At 61.1% G+C, this 25,566-nt stretch carries 1 protein-coding gene; it reads left to right on the top strand.

The features are described 5' to 3' along the window. Positions 1–24 precede the first annotated feature (24 nt). Entirely contained in the window at positions 25–25,497 is a 25,473-nt protein-coding gene (locus ACFFK0_RS21225; protein WP_377472360.1) for a non-ribosomal peptide synthetase, read from the top strand. The last annotated feature ends 69 nt before the right edge of the window (positions 25,498–25,566 follow it).

Here is a 25,566-nt window from a genome sequence, read left to right as displayed (position 1 = left end):
ACACCATCCATAGGAGTGAATGATTTGAACGCAGATTCTATGACCCGCTGGCCTTTAACGCAAGCCCAACGCAGAATTTGGTATACCGACCTGCTGTTTCCGAACACCGCGGTGTCGGTCATTTCCGGCTGCGTCCAGATCGAAGGAACGGTCCGCATGGACGTGCTGGAGCGCTCCGTGCAGGAGACGATCGCGCAGCACGATGCGTTTCGGCTCCGGTTCACCGCTGATCCTGACGGCGGCATTTGGCAGATGGTCGACGCGATCCCCGCGCAGAGCAGCGAGCCGGTCAAGACGCTGAGCTTCCGCTCGAGGCTGGAAGCCGAAGAGTGGCTTGCCGTCAACAATCGAATTCCGTTCGATCTTCAACAAGGACCGTTGTTCCAAATGACGATGCTGCAGCTCGATGAACGGATAACGTGGGTTTATGTAAAAATTCACCATATTATTTGCGACGGCATATCGCTGCAAACGATCGGCAACCAAATTTTGCATAATTACGACGCTTTAACCCGCGGGCAGCCGCCGCAAAGCTTGGCATCGACGGACTTTATTTCCACACTGGAGACGGAACGGTCGTACGAGGGCTCCGGCAGATACGACGCGGACAAGCAGTATTGGATCGAGAAGTTCCGCACGCTGCCGGAGACGACGGGCTGGAAAGCCTACAATCCAAGGACCGCACGGACGGACGCGGAACGGCACACAATCGTCGTCGACCGTTCGATGTACGATGAGCTGCAGAGCTTCGCCCAGCTTCACCAGACGAGTACCTTCACAATAATGATGACGGCCTTATACATATATCTTCATCAGGTAACGGAGCAGCGGGATTTGTCGGTCGGCACGATCTATGCGAACCGGACGGTTAAGCGGGAGAAAGAGACGATCGGCATGTTCGCCAGCACCGTTCCTACGAGACTGGACGTGGATGCGGAACAGACCGCCTTAGCCTTGCTGCAGCAAACGGCCAAGGAACAGGCGGCGATCCTGCGCCATCAGAAGTACCCTTACAATCAATTGCTGCAGGAGCTCAGAGAGCATCACCGGAACCCGGACATCCACCGGCTGTTCGCCGTTGCGATCGAATACCGTCCGCTGCGCTGGATCGATGTCGCAGGGCTGCGCGTTTTGCTGGCCGCCGGATTTTGCGGTCACGAAGTCAACGATATGCTGCTTCGCGTCGAGGATATGACGGATGAGCGGCAGGTGCTGCTGCACCTCGACTATCGGAGTCATTTGTTCGATCCTGCAGAAATCAAACGGATCGGACGGCAGCTGCTGTCGATTGTAAAGTCGATCCTGAGCAACCCGGGCGGCAGGCTCGCCGATATTCCGCTGCTGGACGATGAGGAAAAGGAACGCATTCAAGGAGCCTTCAACGATACGGCGGCAAACTTCCGGAGCGGGACGACGATCCACGCGCTGTTCGAGGAGCAGGCGGCGCTTCGTCCGGAGCGGACGGCGGTCATTTGCGGCGAGGAGCGGCTAACGTACAGGGAGCTCGACGAAAGAGCCGAACGGCTGGCGGCACGGCTGCATGCTGCAGGGGTAAGCGGCCGGCTTGCGGGCATTATGACGCAGCGGTCCGCAGCGACGGTCATCGGGATTTTGGCTGTGCTGAAAGCGGGCGGCGCGTATGTGCCGATCGATCCGGGCTATCCGCCGGAACGAATTCACTATATGCTGGACGATTCCGGCGTTGGCGTGCTGCTGCTGCAGTCTCATCTGAAGGAGCTTGTTCCGTTTGCAGGCTTGATCATCGATCTGGATGAGGAAGGTGATACTCCGGTGATTGCCGAACGGCCGAAGACAGCCGGAAGTCCGGACGATTTGGCCTATGTCATCTACACCTCCGGTTCCACCGGTCAGCCTAAAGGGGTCATGGTCGAGCACCGAGGCCTATGCAATTTGCAATCTTACTGGTCGGAAACGCTTGGGATCGGAGATACGGATCGTATCGTGCAGTTCGCCAGCATGTCCTTCGACGCCTCGTGCTGGGAAATGTTTATGGCATTGCTGTGCGGCGCTGCGCTGGCGATTCCGGCTTCCTCCGATATCGAAAATTACACGCTGTTCGAGCGGTTCATGAACGAGCACGAGGTTACGATAGCGACGCTGCCTCCGACGTATGCGGCGTATTTGAGCCCGGAGCGGCTTCCCAAGCTGAAGAAGCTGTTCACCGCCGGCTCAGCCGCATCTCCGGAGCTGATCCGGCAGTGGGCCGGACGCGTTCAGTATTACAACGCCTACGGGCCTACGGAGGACTCGATCTGTACGACGGTCTGGACGCCTTCCGGGGATTGGAGCGTAGACGGGGCGGCCGACGTATCGATCGGAACGCCGATCGCCAATCACCGCATTTACATCGTCAATTCCCGGATGCAGCTGCTTCCGGCCGGCGTCGCCGGTGAGCTATGCATTGCCGGAATCGGACTCGCGCGCGGTTATTTGGGCCGTCCGGAGCTGACGGCGGAGCGGTTCGTGCCGAATCCGTTCGAGCCGGGTAAGCGCATGTACCGGACCGGCGATTTGGCGAAGTGGAATGAGGACGGCAGCCTGACGTACATGGGACGGATCGACGATCAGGTCAAAATTCGCGGCTACCGCATCGAGCTCGGCGAGATCGAGGCGAAGCTGCGCATGATGGCAGACGTCGTGGATGCCGCGGTTGCGGTGAGGGACGATACCGACGGGCAAAAGCAGCTGTGCGCCTATTACGCCGCCGAAAGGCCGATCTCCGGTAGGGAGCTGCGAGCGGAGCTTGCGAAGCAGCTGCCGGGCTATATGATCCCGGCCTATTTCGTTCAGCTGGAGCGGCTTCCGCTGACGCCGAACGGCAAAGTCGACCGCAAGGCGCTGCCGGCGCCGGAGGCGTCTACGGCGGCGGCAGCGGCCGAGTATGTGCCGGCGAGGACGCCGGTCGAGCAAGCGTTGGCCGCGATTTGGCAGGATGTGCTGGGAGCTCCGAGAGTCGGCGTGACCACCAGCTTCTTCGACCTGGGCGGAGATTCGATCAAGGCGATTCAAGTGACCTCCCAAATGCATCAAGCCGGCTACCGTCTGGAGATGAACGACTTGTTCCAATATCCGACGATTGCCGAGCTGAGTCCGCGGGTGCATGAGATGCTGCGCGTCATCGATCAGGGCGAAGTAACGGGGGCGGTACCGGCAACCCCGATTCAGCGCTGGTTCCTCGAGTGGGCGCAGGGCCGGATTCATCATTATAACCAGGCTGTCATGCTGCACCGGGAGGAACGGTTCCGGCCCGACGCGCTCGAGGCCGCTCTGCGGCAGCTGACGATTCATCATGATGCTTTGCGGATTGTTGTACGCGGTACGGATGACCGGGAAGCGGAGGCCTGGAACCGGGGCGCGGGCGATGGGGAAACCTACCGTCTGGAGACGTTCGATATGCGGGAGCGCCCGCTCCCGGAATGCGGACCGTTCATCGAGCGAACCGCGAACGAGCTGCAGCGTAGCATGGACGCCCATAACGGTCCGCTGCTGAAGCTGGCGCTGTTCGCATGTCCGGACGGCGATCACCTGCTGATCGTGATTCATCACTGGGTCGTCGACGGGGTTTCCTGGAGAATTTTGCTGGAAGATTTGGCGGCCGGCTATGCGCAGGCTGCGGCTGGCGAGCCGGTTCGGCTGCCGGCGAAGACGGATTCGCTGCGTGAAGCGGCGCTGCACATGCAGCGTCTTGCCGACTCCGGCGAGTCGCTGCAGGCGGAGAGGGCGTATTGGCAGCATATTGAAGAACATGCCGTCAAGCCGCTTCCGAAAGATTTTGACGCTGCAATGACACGGATGGAGGACAGCGAAACCCGCTCGGTTCAGTGGTTGAAGCGGGATACGGAGCTCCTGCTCCGCGACGTTCACCGCGCCTATGGCACGGATGTGAACGATATACTGCTGACGGCGCTCGGAATGGCCTTGCAATCGTGGTGCGGAGCGGACGAAGTCAAGATACATCTGGAAGGGCACGGACGGGACCGGTTCGGCTCGGAGCTCGATTTGTCGCGGACGGTAGGCTGGTTTACCAGCCTATACCCGGTGCTGCTTCCCGCCTATGAGGATGGCGACGGGGTGCCGCGCCGGATCAAGAAGATGAAGGAACGGCTGCGCGAGGTGCCGGGCAAAGGGGCCGGTTACGGCATGCTGCGCTACCTCGCCAGAGACAAGTTGGCTGCCCAAGCCGCACACGCTCCGGAAGTCGTGTTCAACTATTTGGGCCAGTTCGATCAGGAGCTGCGACGCAGCGGCTTCGGACTGTCTCCTTATCGGACCGGTGCAGCGTGCTCCGGCGAGCTCGCCAGACCGTATACGCTGGAGCTCAACGCGATGGTGACGGACGGCTGCTTGAAGCTGGACATCGGCTACAGCCGCAAGCAGTACCGGGAAGAGACGATCGGCAGGCTGGCGGAGCTGGTTCACGTCCATTTGAGCGAGCTGATCGCCCACTGCGCATCGAAGGAGCGGACGGAGCTGTCGCCGAGCGACATCGTACTGAAGGAAGTGACCATCGCAGAGCTGGAACGGCTGGAACGGACTTCGATGCCGATCGGCGAAATCGAGAATATTTATCCGCTGACGCCGATGCAGAAAGGGATGCTGTTTCACACGATGCTGGATGCCGATTCGGGCGCTTATTTCCAGCAGATGTCGTTCGATGTGAAAGGAACGTTCGATTCGGCGGCGTTCCGCCGCAGCTTGGAGCTGCTCGCGGAAAAGCATGAGGCGCTGCGGTCGAACATCGTGCTCGGCTGGAAGGAGGTTCCGGTACAGCTCGTCTATCGCAGCAAGCAGGTTGAGTTTCATGATGAAACCCCGCAAGAGAGGCTGACTGCCGAAGAGCTGGCACGCTATGTGGAGCTTGTAGCCGAACGCGACAGGAAGCGCGGATTTCATCTCGAGCAGGACTCGCTGATGCGGGTGACGATTGTACGGATGGGAGAAGCGGCGTATAAAGTGATTTGGAGCTTCCACCACATCGTGATGGACGGCTGGTGCTTATCGCTGATCGTGAAGGACGTCTTCACCTGGTATTTTGAGCTGATAGAGGGGCGGGCTCCGTCCGTTGCCGCAGGGGCCGGCCCCCGCTACAGTCAATACGTCGAGTGGCTTCAGCGGCAGGATCAAGAGGAGGCGGGGCGTTACTGGAGCGGCTATCTGCAAGGCTACGATCATCAGACCGAGCTGCCCTCAGGCCGTTCCCGGCGCGCTGCGGCCGGCCGTTATCAAGCGGAGAAGACGGCCTACGCGCTGAGCGAAAGCTTCACCGCCCGAATTCAGGAAGCGGCCCGCAGCCGCCAAGTGACGCTTCATACGCTGCTTCAAACCGCGTGGGCGATCGTGCTGCAGCGCTATAACGGCCACCGCGATGTCGTATTCGGCAGCGTCGTCTCCGGACGGCCGGCGGATATCCCGGGCATCGAGCAGATGGTAGGACTGTTCATCAACACGATTCCCGTCCGCGTGAAGTGCGACGACGAGATGACCGCAGCGCAGCTGCTGAAGCGGGTGCAGCTTCAAGCCGTCGCTTCGCAGGCTTATGACACGTATCCGTTATACGAGATTCAAGCACGGACGAAGCAGAAGGACGAGCTGATTCGGCACATCGTCGTATTCGAAAATTATCCGGTCGAGCAGCAGATGGAGCAGTGGGCAAGCCGGGACGGCGCCGCAGGTCTCACCGTAACCGGTGCGGCGCTGGTGGAGCAAACGAACTACGACTTCGCCTTGACCTTCCTCCCGGGACCGGGCCTGGGCATTCAGATGGAGTACAATGCGGCTGTGATGGATGCGGCCGATATGGATCGCATGTACGGCCATCTCGTCCATGTGCTGCAGCAGATATCCGCCGATCCGGAGCTGCGGGTAGGCGGCATCCAGCTGATGCCGTCATCGGAGGAGTCGATGCTGCTCGGATTCGCTGCCGGCGGAAGGTCGGCGGAGCCGCCGATCGGGACGATCCACCGGCTGTTTGAGGAGCAGGCGGCTCGCACCCCCAACCTAACCGCCGTCATCTATGGGGAGGATCGGCTTACGTACGGCGAGCTGAACGAGCGGGCGAATCGACTGGCGCGGACGCTCCGCTCCGCAGGGGTCGTGCCCGACGGGCCTGTCGGCGTCATGACGGAGCGGTCGCTCGGCATGATGGTCGGCATCATGGCGGTGCTAAAGGCAGGGGGCGCCTACGTACCGATCGATCCGGGCTATCCGGAGGAGCGCATCCGCTATCTGCTGGACGATTCCGGCGCGAGCGTGCTGCTGACGCAAACGCAGCTGCGGTCGAAGGTGCCGTTCCAAGGTACGGTAGTGCTCGTTGACGACGAGGCGTGTTACGACAAAGACGGGACCGATCTGCCGGAGGCAGCGGGAGCCGGCAATCTCGCATACGTCATCTACACGTCGGGCACGACCGGCAAACCGAAGGGGGTAATGGTCGAACACCGCCAATTTGCAGCGATTGCAAACGCATGGACGCAGGAGTACAAGCTTCGGGAACTGCCGGTGAGGGTGCTTCAATGGGCGAGCTTTTCGTTCGACGTGTTTTCCGGCGATTATGCCAGAGCGCTGCTGAACGGAGGCGAGCTGGTGATCTGTCCGGCCGAGGCGCGGCTGGACCCGTCGCGTCTGTACGAGCTGATCGTCCGGCACCGGATTACGATGCTGGAATCGACGCCGGCGCTCGTCATTCCGCTTATGGACTATATGCACGACAACGGGCTCGATCCGTGCGAGCTCCGGCTGCTCATTCTGGGCTCCGATCTTTGCCCGGTCGATCACTTCAATGCGCTGAACGAACGGTACGGCAGCCGCATGCGCATCTTGAACAGTTACGGCGTAACGGAGGCGACGATCGATTCGAGCTATTTCGAATGCAGCGATCCGGTCGACGCTCGCAGCTTGCCGATCGGCAAGCCGCTGCCGCATGTCCGGATGTATGTGTTGGATGAACATATGCAGCTGCAGCCGGTCGGCGTGACGGGCGAACTGTATATCGGCGGCTGCGGCGTCGCTCGCGGGTATTGGAATCGGGCGGACCTGACCGCCGAGCGTTTCATCGCCGATCCGTTATCGTCGGGCGAGCGTCTGTACCGAACCGGGGATATGGCCAGATGGCTGCCGGACGGCACGGTCGAGCTGCTCGGCAGGATCGATCATCAGGTCAAGCTGCGCGGCTTCCGCATCGAGCTCGGAGAGATCGAAGCGAAGCTGCTTCAAGTGTCGCCTGCGATCCGGGAGGCCGTAGCTGCGGCGCAGACGGACGCCGGCGGGCAAAAGCGGCTGTGCGCCTATATGGTGGCCGATGAGCCGCTGTCCATGTCCGAGCTGAAGGCCAGTCTGGAGCGCGAGCTGCCCGGCTTTATGGTGCCTTCGTTCTTTATGCAGCTGGAGCGCATGCCTCTAACTCCGAACGGGAAAATCGATCGCGGCGCGCTGCCGAAGCCGGAGCCGGGCGCAGTTGGCGGCGATACGGCGGGCTATACGCCTCCGCGCACCCCGGGAGAGACGCAGTTGGCCGAAATTTGGCAAGCGGTGCTGGGACTGGAGCGCGTCGGCATTCACGACCATTTCTTTGAGCTGGGCGGCGATTCGATTAAAGCGATCCAGGTGTGCTCCCGTTTGCTGCAGGCCGGAAGCAAGCTCGACATGAAGGATTTATTTGATTACCCGACGATCGCCCGGCTCGGTCCGCGGCTGTCCGTTGTCCGCCATACGGCCTACCAAGGCGAAGTGTCGGGTCCTGTTGATTTGACGCCGATTCAGCTGTGGTTCCTGGAGCAAAATTGGCCGGAGCCGCATCATTACAATCAAGCCGTCATGCTGACGGCCGAACGGTTCGACGAGGACGCGCTTCATCGGACGTTGCGCAAGCTCGTCCAGCATCATGATGCGCTGCGCCTCGTGCTGCGGCATGGCGAGGACGGGCCGCAGGCGTGGATTCGATCGAGCGGGGATGGCGGCGATCATGCGACGAACGGCACGCTGTACTCGCTCGACGTTTGCGATTACCGGACGCTGCCAGCTTATGCCGAAGCAATCCGGGAGCGGGCCGGCCAGCTGCAATCGAGCATCGACCTGAGCGCGGGACCGTTATGCAGGAGCATCTTGTTCCGCTGCCCTGACGGCGACCATTTGCTGCTCGTTGTGCATCACCTCGCGATCGACGGCGTATCGTGGCGCATTCTGTTCGAGGACTTTGCCGCTGCATATGCGCAGGCTGCCCATGGCCAGGAGCTGAGGCTTCCGCTCAAGACGCATTCCGTTCAAGATTGGGCGAATCAGCTTACGGCATATGCGGCAAGTGATGCGCTGCGCGCCGAATTGGCCTATTGGCAGGATGTGGAGCAAAATGCTGTCGAGCCGCTGCCAGTCGATACCGCTGTCGAAGAGACGGTCCAGTCCGACAGCGAGACGGTTACGGTCCGCTTGACGGCCGAGGATACCGGGCTGCTGCTGCGGGACGCGCATCGGGCGTATGGCACGGAGATGAACGACATTTTGCTGACGGCTTTAGGCTTGGCGCTGTATGACTGGGCCGGTCTGGGACAGATCAAGATCAATCTCGAAGGCCACGGCCGGGAATCGATTGGCGCCGATGTCGATGTGAGCCGCACGGTCGGCTGGTTTACGAGCCAATATCCGGTGCTTCTGCGAACGATCCCGGGGGAGACGCTGCCTCGCCGAATCAAGCGGATGAAGGAGGAGCTGCGCGGCATTCCCGGCAAAGGGCTTGGTTACGGGGTGCTCCGTTACATGGCCGCCGGTTTGGAGCGGAGTATCCAAGCGTCCGGCGAGCCCGAGCTTTCCTTCAACTATTTGGGGCAATTTGACGAAGATTTGACGAGCAGCGGCCTGCGGCTGTCGCCGCATTCGATTGGAGAAGCCGTCAGCGGCCGTGCGGTCCGTCCTTACAAGCTCGACTTGAACGCCATGGTCACCGGCGGAGCGCTCATGCTGGAGATCGGCTATAGCGCCAAGCAATACCGCAGGGAGACGATGGAGCGGTTCGCGGCAGCACTGAACGATGCCTTAAAAAATGTCATAGCTCATTGTGCGGGCGTAACGACGCCGGAGCTGACGCCGAGCGATATCGGCGTGCATGGAGTCAGCATCGAAGAGCTGGAGCAGCTGACAGCGCGTCTGCGTCCGGTCGGCGTTCTCGAGAACGTCTACCCGCTGACGCCGATGCAGCAGGGTATGCTGTTCCACCATATGCTGGACGAAGGTTCCGGCGCTTACGTGGAACAGACGACGTTTGATTTTGCCGGTCCGCTCGTGATGGAAGATCTCGCCGAAAGCTTGGCGGAGCTGACGAAACGCCATGCTGTGCTGCGGACGAATTTTATCGCAGACTGGCTGGAGCAGCCGGTTCAAGTCGTGCTTCGCAGTCGTAACGAATCGAGCCTGCGCTATATCGATCTGCGTGAGCTGCGGCAGTCCGAGCTCGCCGATACTATCGAACGGATGGTCAAGGAGGATCGGGAGCAGGGCTTCGATTTGAGCGGCGATGCGCTGATGCGGATTACCATAGTTCAGCTTGCCGAGGACCGCTACCGGTTCATCTGGAGCTTCCATCATATTGTGATGGATGGCTGGTGCCTGTCGCTGATCACCGAAGAGCTGTTTGAGATATATGCGGCCCGTCGCGACCGCAGGGCGCCGAGCCTCGCTCCGGTGCTGCCGTACAGCGAGTATGTGAACTGGCTGCAGCGTCGCGACCGTGACGCGGCGTCGCAGTATTGGCAGGATTGCTTGGACGGGTATGAACAGGTTACGGCCGTTCCGTCGACGAAAGCTCGGCGCGGGCCGGGCGAATATGTACCGGAAAGGCTGAGCTTCGGACTGGGAGCCGACTTCTCGCGCCGCCTGACCGAGCTGGCCAAACGCAGCCAGGTGACGCTGCATACGCTGCTTCAGGCCGCATGGGGCATTCTGCTGCACAAATACAACAGCCAGCCGGACGTCGTGTTCGGCACCGTCGTCTCGGGCCGGCCGGCAGAGCTGCCGGGCGTAGAGCGCATGCTCGGGCTGTTCATCAATACGATACCGGTTCGCCTGCGCTGCAGTGCGGCGTCGACGTTCACGGAAGCGGCCCGTTCCTTGCAGGCGCAAGCCTTGTCGTCCCAAGCGTTCGATACGTTCCCGCTCTACGAGATTCAGGCGATAACGGAACAGAAGCAGGACCTGATCACCCATATCGTCGTATTCGAAAACTATCCGGTCGAGCAGCTGATGCAGACGATGGGCGGCGGCAGCTTTGCGATCGAGAACGTATCGACGACGACGCAGACGAATTACGATTTGAACGTAATCGTGCTGCCCGGTGACGAGCTGCGGTTCGTTCTGGAGTTTAACGGGGCCGCCTTTGAGCTGGCCGACATGCAGCGGCTGCAGGGTCATATCGTGTATTTGCTGGAGCAGATCGAGCGCAATCCCGGTACCGAGATCGGGCGTTTGGAGCTTGTAGGAGAGGCGGAGCGCCGGCTCATCTTGGACGTGTTCAACGATACGAGTGCGCCATATCCGCGGGACCGGACGATCGCGCAGCTGTTTGAAGAGCAGGCGGATCGGGTTCCGGAGCAGCCTGCCGTCATTTTCGGCGAGGAGCAGCTTACGTACCGGGAGCTCAACTGGCGGGCGAACGTTATCGCGCACCATTTGCGGGAGCAAGGGGTGACGGCCGATCAGCCGGTCGCGCTTCTCGCGGACCGATCGCTGGACATGATCGTTAGCGTTCTCGCGATCGTCAAGGCGGGCGGCGCCTATGTGCCGATTGAGCCGAATTATCCGGAGGAGCGCATCCGATTCATGCTCGAAGACTGCGGGGCGAAGGTGCTGCTGGCGCAGGAGCAGCTGCGCGGACGAGTGCCGGCCGACCTGCCGTGTACTTATTTGTGGGTCGACGGAAGCACCGCAGCCGAAGGACCGGAGCATAACCTTGATCCGGTCGCCGGCCCTGAGCAACTGGCGTATATCATGTATACATCAGGAACAACAGGCAAGCCGAAGGGGGTCATGATCGAGCAGCGCGGCGTCGTGCGGCTCGTTAAGCAAACCGACTATGTGACATTTACGGATCAGGACCGCATTTTGCAAACCGGAGCGCTCGTATTCGATGCTTCGACTTTCGAGATATGGGGAGCGCTGCTGAACGGGCTGCGGCTGTATTTGGTGCCGGAGCACGTCATTTTGGACGCGCTGCAGCTGCAGCAATCGATCGAGCGGTTCGGCATCACGATGCTGTGGCTGACAGCCCCGCTGTTCAATCAGCTGATTCAGCAGCACAGCGGCTTGCTGGCCGGGGTGAAGACCGTCATCGTGGGCGGCGACGCCTTGTCGCCTGCGCATATTGAGCGGGCGCGAGCCGCTCACCCGGAATTGAACATCGTCAACGGCTATGGACCGACGGAGAACACGACATTCTCGACCGCTTATTCAATCGGCAGCCGACCTATCGGCGGCAATATCCCGATCGGCAGACCGATCCGCCAATCGCAGGCGTACGTTGTGGGCGAAGGCCTGCAGCTGCTGCCGGTCGGCGTGGCGGGCGAGCTGTGCGTTGCCGGGGACGGGCTGGCTAGAGGGTATGTGAACCGGCCGGAATTGACCGCGGAGAAATTCGTCCCGAATCCGTTCGTTCCCGGAACGGTCATGTACCGTACCGGCGATTTGGCGAGATGGCTGCCTGACGGCGAGATTGAATATTTGGGGCGCCTGGATCATCAGGTGAAAATCCGGGGCTACCGGATCGAGCTCGGCGAGGTGGAGGAGCATCTGCTGCGCATCGAGCCGGTGCAGGAGGCTGTTGTCATTCCGGTGGAGCAGGACGGCGGAGGCAAGCAGCTGGCCGCTTATTTCGTCGCCCGCGAGGGGCTGTCGCCGCATGCGGTTCGCGAGCTGCTGTCGCAGTCGCTGCCGGCATATATGGTACCTGCCTATGTGATGCAATTGGATCGAATGCCGTTAACCCGCAATGGCAAAATCGACCGCAGAGAGCTGCCCGCACCGGAGCTTGGCCTGCAGACGGCGGCGGAAGGGATTCAGCCTCGGACGGAGCTGGAAGCGCGCCTGGCGGACTTGTGGCAGGATGTACTCGGTTTGGAGCGGGTAAGTGTGACGGATGATTTCTTCTTGATCGGCGGGCATTCGCTGCGTGCCATGACACTCGCATCCAAAATCGCCAAGGAGCTGAACATCCCGGTGTCGGTGCGCGACTTGTTCGAGGCTTCGACCGTCGAGCGGCTGGCCGAGAGGCTGGCGGACAGGGAGCGCGGCGGCTCCGCTGCGATACCGGCCGCACCGGCAAGCGAATTCTATCCGATGACGTCGGCCCAGAAGCGGCTGTACATCGTGTCTCAATTGGACGGCAACGAAGTCAGCTACAACATGCCGGGCATGCTGCGCATCGAAGGCGACCTTGACCGGGATCGCCTGCTGGCGGCATTCCGGACGCTGATCCGCCGCCACGAGACGCTTCGCACCGGATTCAGGCTGGTCGACGGAGAGGCGGTGCAGTACATTGCTCCGGATGCCGGCTTCGAGCTGGAGCCGGTTCGGCCCGACGAGCCGGAAGCCATGGCTGCATCGTTCATCCGGCCGTTCGAGCTCGATTCTCCGCCGCTGCTTCGGGCGGGACTCGCAAAGTTGACCGAATCGCAGCATGTGCTGCTGTTCGACATGCATCACATCATTTCGGACGGCGCGTCGATGAGCGTGCTGATCCGCGAGCTGATGGCCGCATACAACGGCGACGAGCTGCCCCCTCTGACGATTCAGTACAAGGATTATGCCGTATGGCGGTTCAGGGAGGAGCAGAACGGCTCGCTGCGCAAACAGGAATCGTACTGGCTCGACGTATTCGCAGGCGACATTCCGGTGCTGGACCTGCCGACCGACTACGCCAGACCGGCTCTTCAGCGCTTCGAAGGAGATTCGCTGGAATTCGTGATCGATAGCAGCCGGAGTCAAGCCTTGCGCAGTCTCGCATCCGAATCGGGAGCTACGCTGTACATGGTGCTGCTGGCCGCCTACTCGGCGCTGCTGGCCAAGTACGCCGGCCAAGAGGAGGTCGTCGTCGGCACGCCGATCGCCGGCAGAGCGCAGCCCGATCTGGGGCCGCTCATCGGCATGTTCGTGAATACGCTGGCCATCAGGCTCAAGCCCGCTGCCGAGCAAACGTTCTTCGACTATGTGCGTCAAGTGAAGGAAGCGGCTCTGTCCGCATTTGAGCATCCGGATTATCCGTTCGAGGCGTTGGTCGAGAAGCTGAACGTACGCCGGGATCTGAGCCGCAATCCTCTGTTCGATGCGCTGTTTGCGCTGCAAAATAACGAACGGACCGTGCTGGAGCTGCCGGAGCTCCGTCTGCAGCGCTGCCAGGATGCGCACAAGACAGCCAAATTCGATTTGACCTTTGAATTAACGGAGGAAGGGGAAGTCATCGCGGGCGCTGCCGAATACAGCACGTCTCTGTTCCGCCGGGATACGATTGAACGGATGGCAGGGCATTTCGTTCAGCTGATCGATCAGGTTATCCGCGACCCGCATGTCAAGCTCGCTTCCCTGGAGCTGATGAGCGAAGCCGAGCGCCGCCGGACGCTGCTTGATTTCAACAGCGGCGGTTCGGAGCGGCATTCGGCGTCCGCCGGGAAAACGCTGCATCGGCTGTTCGAGGAGCAGGCTGCGCGGACGCCGGAGCACATCGCAGTAAAGTGCGGCGAAAGGGAGGTTACGTACCGGGAGCTGAACGAACGGGCGAACGTGCTGGCACGGAGGCTGCAAGCGAAGGGGGCAGGGCCCGACGTCCTGATCGGGCTGATGGTCGACCGCTCCGTCGAGATGCTAATCGGCATTCTCGGTATTTTGAAGTCCGGCGGAGCTTATGTGCCGATCGATCCGGACTATCCGGAAGAGCGCATCCGCTACATGCTGGAGGACGCCGGCACTGCCTATGTCGTCACTGCAGCCCGGATCCGGGCGGCCAAGACGATTCCATGCGAACTGATCGAAGTCGACGGGGAAACGGCTTACCCTGCGGAGGAAGCAGCGGACGCAGAGCCGCTCGGCGGCCCGGAGCACCTTGCCTATATCATCTATACTTCGGGGACGACAGGCCGGCCGAAAGGCATTATGACAACCCATCGGGGAGCGGTGCGCGTCGTCCGGGATACGAATTATGTGACGATCACCCCGGACGATCATATACTGCAGCTGTCCAACTACGCGTTCGACGGGTCGATCTTCGACATCTTTGGCGCACTCCTAAACGGCGGCAGGCTGGTGCTCATCGACAAGGACGCGCTGCTTGAGCTGGGCAGGCTGTCGACAGTCATCCGGCAGGAACGCATTACCTTCATGTTCATGACGACCGCCTTGTTCCATCTGCTTGTCGATTACGAGCCGGAATGCTTGGCCGGGGTGCGCAGCATCTTGTTCGGCGGCGAGAGAGCTTCGGTCGATCATGTGCGCAGAGCGCTGCAGGCAATTGGACCGGGCAAGCTGATTCATGTGTACGGACCGACGGAGACGACCGTGTTCGCCACGTTCTGCCGCATCGATGAGCTGCCGCAAGCCGCCGCCAGCGTGCCGATCGGCGGACCTCTGAACGGCACGGCGCTGTACGTGCTGGATGCGTACGGACAGCCGCAGCCGATCGGCGTTCCCGGTGAGCTCTACATCGCCGGAAGCGGACTTGCCCGCGGCTACTTGAATCGTCCGGAGCTGACCGAGGCGGCATTCGTCTATCGCCCGGTGCTGCCGGGGCAGCGCCTGTACAAGACGGGCGATCTCGTTCGCTGGCTTGCGGACGGAACGATCGAGTATATCGGACGGATCGATCACCAGGTCAAAATCCGCGGTCACCGCATCGAGCTGGGCGAAGTGGAAGCGCAGCTGGAGCGTATTCCGGAGATCCGGAAGTGCGTCGTTGTCGCGCGTTCCGGCAATGCCGGGGGTACGTTGCTGTGCGCCTACTACGTCGCTTCGCAGACGATGGAGCCGGAAGAAGTGCGCCGGATTCTCGCGCAGGAGCTGCCGGAGTACATGCTGCCCGACTATTACGTCCAGCTGGAGCAGCTGCCGCTGAACCGCAACGGCAAGGTCGACAGGGCCGCGCTTCCTGCGCCCGAAGCGAAGCTCGTGACCGGAGCGCCGTATGCTCCGCCGCGCAACGAGCTCGAGCGGCGCCTCGCCGACATTTGGCGGCAGGTGCTTGGTGTGCCGCGCGTCGGCGTGAACGACTCCTTCTTCGAGCTGGGAGGACATTCGCTGCGGGCCGCCGCATTCGTCGCGCAGCTTCATAAAGAACTGCAGCTGAGCTTGCCGCTGCGGGACGTGTTCCAATATCCGACGGTTGCGCTTCTTGCGCAGCGGCTGACGCAGGCGGGAGAGAAGACGGCGTTCGTCTCCATCCCGAAAGCGCCGGAGCAAGCATACTATCCGGCTTCCTCCGCGCAAAAACGGCTGTACGTGCTGTCCCAGCTGGAGGGCGGAGAGCTGAGCTATAACATGCCTGCCGTGCTGACGCTGGACGGCAAGCTGGACCGGGACCGGCTAGCGGCGGCGCTGAACGAGCTTGTCCGCCGTCACGAAACGCTCCGGACCGGCTTCGAGATCGCAAGCGGCGAGCTGGTGCAGCGGGTGTACGAGTATGCCGGGTTGACCGTTTCAATGGAGCGGGCAGCTCCGGGATCTTCAGTAGAAGACTGTATCCGCAGCTTTATACGGCCGTTCGATCTGGAGCGCCCTCCGCTGATCCGGGCCGGTCTGGTCGAGCTGGATGCGCAGCGGCATATACTGATGCTCGATATGCATCACATCGTTTCCGACGGCGCTTCGATCGGCAACATGACTGCAGAGTTTGCCGCTCTGTATGCCGGCAAAGCTTTAGCGCCGCTGGCTATCCAATATAAGGACTACGCCGTTTGGCAGTCTCTCGAAGCCACCAAGCTGCGAATCCGCAAGCAGGAATCGTATTGGCTGAACGTCTTCGCCGGCGAGCTTCCGGTGCTGAACATGCCGACGGATTATGTGCGGCCAGCTCAGAAGAGCTTTGCGGGCGGCACGATCGAATTCGTGATCGACCGCAGCCGAAGCGAGCAGCTGCACCGGCTGGCTGCACGATCAGGCTCGACGCTGTTCATGGTCATGTTCGCCGTCTACTCCGTTCTGCTCGCCAAATATTGCAGACAAGAGGACATCGTCGTCGGCTCGCCTGTCGCCGGCCGCTCGCATGCGGATTTGCAGCCGCTGATCGGGATGTTCGTCAATACGCTTGCGCTGCGGACGAAGCCGGAAGGGAACAAACCGTTCTTAGCCTATTTGCAGGACGTCCAAGCTGCCGCATTACAAGCGTTCGAGCATCAGGAATATCCGTTCGAACATTTGGTCGACGCGCTGGAGCTGCCTCGCGACTTCAGCCGCAATCCGTTGTTCGATGCGATGTTCGTGCTGCAAAATGCCGAGCAGGGCGAGCTGCAGCTTGAGGACGTAACGCTGGGCGTCTATGAGTTCGAGATCGCGACAGCCAGGTTCGATCTGACGCTTAACGCCGTTGAACGGGGCGATATGATCGCCTGCTCTTTGGAGTACGCCGCTGCATTGTTCAAGCGGGAGACGGCGGAGCGAATGGCGCGCCGCTTCCTGCAGCTGATCGATCGGATTGCGGAGAGCCCCGATGCTGAAATTCGTGCGCTGGAGCTGGCTTCAGAGGAAGAGAAGCGGGACATTTTGACCGTATATAACGAATCCGCCATCACGGAGCCGCTGAAGCGGACGGTCCACGAATTGTTCGAACGGCAGGCGGAACTGACGCCGGATCGGCCGGCGCTCATATTCCGGGATTGTCAACTGACTTACAAGGAGCTGAACGAGCGGGCGAACCGGCTGGCGCATCGGCTGCGGGCGGAAGGCACGGAGGCCGATCAGCTTGTGGCGATTATGGCGGAACGTTCGCCGGAACGGTTCGTCGCCATTCTAGCCGTGCTCAAAGCCGGAGCCGCCTACGTACCGATCGATCCGGGCTATCCGGAGGAGCGTATCCGCTTTATGCTCGACGATTCGGGGACAAGATTGCTGCTGGTGGATGGAGCCGCTCTGGAGCCCGATTCCTTCCAAGGCATGACGCTTCGGCTGGACGACCCGGACAGCTATGCGGCCGACCGTTCCAATCCGGAGCCGGTTGCGGGGCCGAACCAGTTAGCCTATGTCATCTATACGTCCGGCACGACGGGCCGGCCGAAAGGCGTGCTCGTCGAGCATAAGGGCTTGACCAACCTGCAGCCGTTCTTCCGGCAAACGCTCGGCGTCACCACGGACGACCGAATTGTGCAGTTTGCGAGCTTCTCGTTCGACGCGTCCTGCTGGGAAATGTTTATGGCATGGCTAACCGGCGCTGCTCTGGTCGTTCCTGCGAATGATATCGTTCAAGATCACCGTGCGTTTGAGCGGTTTATGACCGAGATGCAGGTCACGGCTGCAACGCTGCCGCCGACCTACGCGGCATATTTGGAGCCGGCCAGCCTGCCGGCGCTCAGGACGCTGATTACGGCGGGATCCGCCGCAACGCTGGAGCTTGCGAAGCTGTGGGCTGCCCATGTCGAATACTACAACGCCTACGGACCGACCGAGGATTCGATCTGCTCGACGATATCCCGTTTCGATGCCGAAGGAGCGAATGCCGGCACCGTAACGATCGGAAGCCCGCTTCCGAATCACGCCGTTTACGTCGTCGACGAATCGAACCGGCTGGTGCCGCCGGGCGTTCCGGGCGAGCTGTGCCTGGCCGGGATCGGTCTGGCCCGGGGGTATTTGCACCGGCCGGAGCTGACGGAGGAGAAGTTCGTCCCAAATCCGTTCACGGACGCGCACGGGCCCAGGATGTATCGGACGGGAGACCTGGTCCGGTGGCTGCCGGACGGTACGCTCGAATATATGGGCCGTATCGACGATCAAGTCAAAATTCGCGGATACCGGATCGAGCTCGGCGAAGTGGAGGCGCAGCTGCTCCGGATCGAAGCGATCCGCGAGGCGGCCGTCGTCGTGCACACGGACGGCAGCGGACAGAAGGAGCTGTGCGCTTACTATGCGGCAGCGAAGCCGGCCGCGCCGGCCGAGCTGATGGCGGAGCTGGCAGCAGCGCTGCCCGCTTACATGCTGCCGGCGTATTTGATCCCGCTGGAGCAGCTTCCGCTCACGCCGAACGGCAAGATCGACCGCAGGGCGCTGCCTGCACCGGACGGAAGTCCGTCTGCCGTAACGCCGTACACGGCGCCGATAACGGCGACGGAAGCCGGGCTGGCGTCCGTATGGCAGGAGGTGCTCGGCTATGACCGGATCGGGAGAGGCGACCACTTCTTCACGATCGGAGGTCATTCGCTGCGGGCGGCAGCGGTAGTCGCCAAAGTGCATCAGACGATGCAGGTTCCGTTGTCGCTGCGCGACGTGTTCCAGTATCCGACGATCATGAGGTTGGCCGAACGGATCGACGAATTGCGGCGCACGGCGGACATCGCGGCGTATGCGTCCATCGAGCCCGCGGAGGCTCGGGCCTACTACCCGGTTTCCTCCGCTCAGAAGCGGCTGTTCATTCTTGATCGAATGTCGGGCGGCGGCGAGCTGAGCTACAATATGCCGGCCTTCATCACCATTGAAGGCGCGCTGGACGTCGACCGCTTGGAGGCTGCGTTCCGCCAGCTGATCGACCGTCACGGGACGCTTCGCACCGGCTTCGAGCTGAAGAACGGCGTGCCCGTGCAGCGCATCTATGACAGCGTCGAATTTGCCGTAGAGCGGCTATCGATGCCGGAGGGTGAAGCGCCTCAAGCGCTGGAAACATTCATTCGCCCGTTCGATCTAAGCAAGGCTCCGCTGCTTCGCGTAGGGCTGGCGCATTTGACGGATAACCGGCACATGCTGCTGCTGGACATGCACCATATCGTCTCGGACGGCGCGTCCATGAACGTACTGCTGGAGCAATTCGCCCGGCTGTACGCAGGCTTGGAGCTTGCCCCGATGCGCCTTCAGTACAAAGACTTTGCCGTTTGGCAGCTCAAGGAAGCGGCGAACGAGCGCTTGCGCAGGCAGGAGGCGTACTGGCTGTCCGTATTTGACGGCGAGCTTCCCGTGCTGGAGCTTCCGGCGGACTTCCCGCGTCCGGCGTTGCGCAGCTTCGAGGGGGACACGTACGATTTCGCGATCGATGCGGAGCGCGCACGTGCCTTGAGGCAAATGGCCGAGCAGACGGGATCGACGCTGTACATGGTGCTGCTGTCCGTCTATACCGTGCTGCTCGCCAAGCTCAGCCGTCAAGACGACATCGTCGTCGGTACGCCGGTGGCGGGCCGGACGCATGCCGACTTGACGCCGATCATCGGGATGTTCGTCAATACGCTGGCGCTGCGGCATGCTCCTGCCGGCACGAAGCGGTTCCTGGATTATGTGGCGGAAGTGAAGGAGCTGACGCTGCAAGCTTTCGAAAATCAAGAGTACGCCTTCGAAGCGCTGGTCGACCGGCTCGCGGTTCCCCGCGACCTGAGCCGCAATCCGCTCTTCGACGCGATGTTCGCGATGAACAATACGGAGCTCGGCGAGCTTGAGCTGGAAGGCCTGCAGTTCAAACCGTATCCGCAGCAGCGGACTACGGCGAAGTTCGACCTGACGCTCCACGCGGCGGAAGCTGCTGCGGGCGGCGGAGAGCTGGACTGCAGCTTCGAGTACAGCACCGCCTTGTTCAAACGCGATACGATTCAGCGTATGGCCGGACATGTGCTGCAGCTCATCGATGAAATCATCCGCAATCCGCTGGCCGAGCTGTCTTCGTTCGCGATCGCGACAGCCGAGGAGCGAAAGCAGCTTCATGAGTTTAATGGATTTGCCGATACCGGCTTCCCGCGACATCAGACGATCCATAGGCTGTTTGAAGAGCAGGCTGCGCGGACGCCGGACCGTACGGCGGTTCAGGACGGAACGCGGCGTCTTACTTACCGGGAGCTGAACGAACGGGCGAACCGCCTTGCCCGCACGCTGCGAGAAGCCGGTTTGCGGGAAGACGGACTGGCGGCGATCATGGCGGACCGTTCGGTTCATATGGTGATCGGCATGCTGGCGATTCTGAAGGCCGGTGGCGCGTATGTACCTGTAGATCCCGAGTATCCGCAGGATCGCATCGATTTCATGCTGGAAGATTCGGGGACGGAGCTTCTTCTAACGGAACGTGGGGTCATGGACCGGTCGGCCGCCTTCACGGGTATGCGCATCGTGCTTGAGGACGAGAGCTCCTATCACCCTGACGGCTCCAACTTGTCCGAAAGCGCCGGGCCGAACCATCTCGCTTATGTCATCTACACGTCGGGGACGACGGGCAGGCCGAAGGGAACGCTGATCGAGCACGTTCAAGTCGTCCGCCTGCTGTTCAACGACGACAACTTGTTCGACTTCCGGGAAACCGATACGTGGACGCTGTTCCACTCGTTCTGTTTTGACTTCTCGGTATGGGAAATGTACGGCGCGCTGCTCTACGGCGGCAGGCTCGTCATTGTCGATCCGATGATCGCGAAGAACCCGGCGATGTTCAGGGAGCTGCTGATTGCCGAGCGGGTCACGATACTGAATCAGACGCCGAGCTATTTTTACCAGCTTAAGGAGGAAGAGCTGGCGCACGCCGAGAAGAGGCTGTCGCTGCGGCATGTGATTTTCGGAGGGGAAGCGCTCAGTCCTTCGCTGCTGAAGGAGTGGCATGCGAAATATCCGGAGACGAAGCTGATCAATATGTACGGCATTACCGAAACGACCGTGCATGTCACCTACAAGGAAATTACTGATAAGGAAATTCGCGACGGGAAGAGCAACATCGGACGGCCGATTCCGACGCTTAGCGCTTATGTGCTCGACGAGCACGGGCAGCTGCAGCCGATCGGCGTACCCGGGGAGCTGTACATTGCCGGAGCGGGCCTCGCCAGAGGGTATCTGCATCGTCCGGAGCTGACCGCGCAGCGGTTTGTGCCGAACCCGTTCGCTCCGGGCGGCCGCCTGTACAAAACCGGCGACTTGGCGCGCTGGCTGCCGGACGGCAATCTCGAATATTTGGGCAGGATCGACCATCAAGTCAAAATCCGCGGCTACCGGATCGAGCTGGGCGAGGTCGAGGCGCAGCTGCTGCGAATCGATGCGGTCCGGGAAGCGATCGTGCTGGCAAGGGAAGACAGCGAGGGCCAAAAGCAGCTTTGCGCCTACTATGTAACCGATCCGGAGGCTCCAGCACAGACTGCGGAGCAGCTTCGCCTCGCTTTGACCGAATCGCTGCCGGCTTATATGGTGCCGACGTATTGGGTGGAGCTGGAGCAAATGCCGCTGACGTCCAACGGGAAAATCAACCGCCGGGCGCTGCCCGCACCGGAAGCCGGCCTGCAGTCAGGCTCGATGTATACGGCGCCGCGCACTGAGCTGGAGCGGAAGCTGGAGGAGATTTGGAAGGATGTATTGGGGTTGCCGCGCGTTGGGGTGAAGGACAATTTCTTCGCGATCGGCGGGCATTCCCTTAGAGCGACGACATTGACCGCAAGGATACATCAAACCTTGAACCGGCCAATCGCACTGCGCGACGTCTTCCAATACCCGACGATCGGGCAGCTGGCGGCATACTTGCAGGGGACTGCGGGCGATGCATTCGCCGCCATTCCAAGAGCGGACGAGAGAGCCCATTACCCGCTGTCCTCCGCCCAGAAGCGACTGTACCTGCTTGCTCAATGGACCGAATCGACAACGGTGTACAATATGCCGGGCGTATTAACGGTGGCGTCCGGGACGATCGATCAAGACAGGCTGGAGCAAGCGTTCCGGCAGCTTATTGCACGGCACGAAAGCTTACGCACCCGGTTCGGGCTGTTCGGCGGCGAGCCGGTGCAGGTCGTGGAAGCAGATGCCCCGTTTGCTGTTGAAGCTTATACCGTGCTGGAAGGACAAACGGTCGATGAATGCGTACGCGGCTTCATTCGCCCGTTTGACTTGAACCGGGCTCCGCTGCTGCGGGTCGGCCTGCTGGAGACGGCGCATCGGGAGCAGCTGCTGCTCTTCGATATGCATCATCTGATCTCCGATGGCGTATCGATGAACCTGTTAATCAGCGATTTCATGGCCTTCTACTCCGGAGCCGAGCTGCCGCCGCTCGAGCTGCAGTATAAGGACTACGCGGTTTGGCAGCAGGACGAGCTTCACGGCGAACGGCTGCAGCGGCAGGAGGCTTATTGGCTGGACGTATTCGGCGGCGAGCTGCCGGTGCTCAGTCTGCCGACGGACGAACCGAGACCGGCCGTGCTTGGCTTCGAAGGCGATGTCTATACGTTCCGCATCGATTCGGAGCGGCTTGAGGCACTGCGAATCATAGCTGCGCAAAGCGGTACGACGATGTTCATGCTGCTGCTCGCGGTCTACGGCGTCCTGCTTTCCAAATATGCAGGGCAGCAAGATATCGTGGTCGGCACGCCGGTTGCCGGCCGCACGCATGCGCAGCTCGAGCCAATCATCGGCATGTTCGTCAATACGCTCGCTTTGCGGCTTCGTCCGGAGAGCGGTAAAACGTTCGGGGAGTTTTTGCTGGATGTAAGGGACCTCGCACTGGCGGGCTTCGACAATCAGGATTATCCGTTCGAGACGCTCGTGGAGACGCTCGGGACACCGCGCGACTACAGCCGGAATCCGCTCTTTGACACGATGTTCATCATGCAAAATACCGAGCAAGCCGCGCTTGGCATCGACGGGCTGCAGCTCGAGCCATATGCGGCTGAGCATACGATCGCCAAGTTCGACTTGACGTTCATAACCGCTGAGCATGACGCATCCATGGAATGCCATTTGGAATACCGCACCTCGCTCTTTAAGCGCGAGACGGTAAAGAGAATGGCAGAGCATCTGCTGCACCTGATCGACCAAATCGCAGCCGAGCCTCAGGCGGTATTGTCGAAGCTTCGGCTTGCGACCGAGCGGGAAATCAGGCAAATCGTACATGAGTTTAACGATACGAGAGAGGCGAGAGCGGTACCGGTGACTGTACACCGGCTTATTGAAGCTCAGGCGGTACGGGTGCCGGACCGAATCGCCGTGCTGGCGCCGCATGCCCGCCTGACTTACCGGGAGCTGAACGATCTTGCCGATGCGCGGGCTGCCCGGCTGCGCCGAATCGGCGTCGCCCCCGGACGGTTGGTCGGCCTGATCTGCGACCGTTCGCCGGATATGATTGTCGCTATGCTGGCCGTATGGAAGGCGGGAGGCGCCTATGTACCGCTGGATCCGGCCTATCCGGAAGAACGGCTGCGCTACATGCTGGACGATTCGGGCGCCGATGTGCTGCTGCTGCACCGCAAGTATGAGAATAAGGTCAGCGGCTTCGAAGGTACGAGGCTCTATCTCGATGACGATCCGGCCGCACAGACGGACCGCGAATACGTAACCTCCGGGCAACCTGCGGGGCCGAACAATCCGGCCTATGTGATCTATACTTCAGGCACGACCGGCAAGCCGAAGGGCGTGCTGGTCGAACACAACGGTCCGGCCAATTTGAAGGGCTTCTTCGAAGGGACGCTGGCCGTCACCGAGGACGACCGGGTTGTACAGTTCGCCTCCGCTTCGTTCGATGCTTCATGCTGGGAAATCTTCATGGCGCTGTTTACCGGTGCGGCGCTCGTGATGCCCGATCCGGACCTGCTCTTGAATGCGATGGATTTCGAGCGGTTTATGGAGCAGACGGGCGTAACGGTAGCTACCCTGCCGCCCAATTATGCCGCCTACTTGGATGTAGCCCGGATACCGGCGCTGCGGATGCTCATCACGGCCGGCTCGTCCGTATCCGCCGATCTCGTGCGGAAGTGGAGCAAGCAGCTCCTCTACGTGAACGGCTACGGGCCGACCGAGGACTCGATCTGTTCGTCTGTCGATATCGTCGATCCCGATCGATTCACAACCGTGACGATCGGCCGTCCGATTCCGAATCACCGCATGTATGTCATGGATGAAGCAGGGCAGCTGCAGCCGGTCGGCGTACCCGGCGAGCTGTACGTGGCGGGCGTCGGCGTTGCCAGAGGCTATTTGAACAGACCGGAGCTGTCTAAAGAGAAATTCCTGCAAGATCCTTATGCGCCGGACGAGCGCATGTACCGGACCGGCGACCTGGCTCGCTGGCTGCCGGACGGACGGATCGAGTACTTGGGCCGTATCGATCATCAAGTGAAGCTGCGCGGCTACCGCATCGAGCTGGGCGAAATCGAACTTCAGCTCATGCAGCTGGAAGGCGTACTGGCGGCGGCCGTCATCATCGCCGAGCTGCCGGGGGGACACAAGGATATGGTCGCCTACTTCAGCGCCGAACGGGACATGCCTGCCGCACAGCTGCGCGATGAGCTCAGCCGTACGCTGCCGGGCTATATGGTTCCGACGTTGTTCGTTCAGCTCGCGGAGATGCCGCTAACGGTGAACGGCAAAATCGACCGCGCAGCGCTGCCGGCTCCGCTAATGAGCGGGCTCGAAACGGGGATGCCGTTCACGGCGCCGAGGAATGAGCTGGAACAGTCCATTGCCGCCGTGTGGGAAGAAGTGCTCGGCACCTCGCGGATCGGTATCGACGACAGCTTCTTCGCTCTGGGCGGCCATTCGTTTAAGCTGATCCAAGCTGCCTCAAGGCTCAGCGAGCATGTCGGAAAGAGCATTCCGATTCCGTATTACTTCAAATACCCGACGATTGCTCAATTGGCGCCGGCCATAGCCGCTTATTTGCAAGGGGAGGCCCACGCACCTTACACGGTCTTCAACGAATATGAAGCTGCAGAAACGGGCGGCAGGCCGACAGTATTCGTCTTCCCGCCGGTCGGCGGCGTCAGCGCGATATTCGCCCCGCTTGCGGCGCGGCTGCCGTCTTACCGGTTCATCTGCTTCGATTTCGTGGAGCTGGACGACCGTATGGAGCAATATATGCGCCATATGACTGAGCTGCAGCCGCGGCGGCAAGGCTTCCTTCTGCTCGGCTATTCCGCAGGCGGCAACCTGGCCTTCGAAATCGCCCGCCGTCTTCAGGATCGCGGTAAAGAGGCCGCCGGACTTGTGCTGCTGGATTCGTACCCTCGTATCGAACCGGGTGAGCATACGGAGGAGGAGCTGGCGCAGGAGCTGCTCGCCTATGCGGAACAGCAAGGCTGGCGTCAACGGATGAACGGCGATCAGCTGCAAACGATGCTGTCGAATGCGCTGGCCTATGCCCGCTATGTGAACGAACTGGAGCAAACGGAGCCGATTCATACGGTCGTCCATCTGCTCCGTTCGGAGGACAATCGGGACACGCGCGGCAGCTGGGCGCATCTCACGACCCAGTCGTACGAGGAATGGGAGGGGGCCGGCGGCCACCTGGAGTTACTGGACGAGGCGAATCTGGAGCGCAATCTGGGCATGCTCCGGGATGTGCTTGCAGCCTTGAGCGGCAAATTGCAATCCGCTCATTAATGCAGTACGACAGACGATTCGGCCATTACGCACCACGTAACGCTCATGTCAGCTAGCCGAAATCCCGAT

It is taken from the genome of Paenibacillus chartarius (genome assembly GCF_042432825.1).
Taxonomy (GTDB): domain Bacteria; phylum Bacillota; class Bacilli; order Paenibacillales; family NBRC-103111; genus Gordoniibacillus; species Gordoniibacillus chartarius.
Note: the sequence above shows the minus strand (reverse complement) of the source record. Positions and strands in the feature narration are given on the sequence as shown.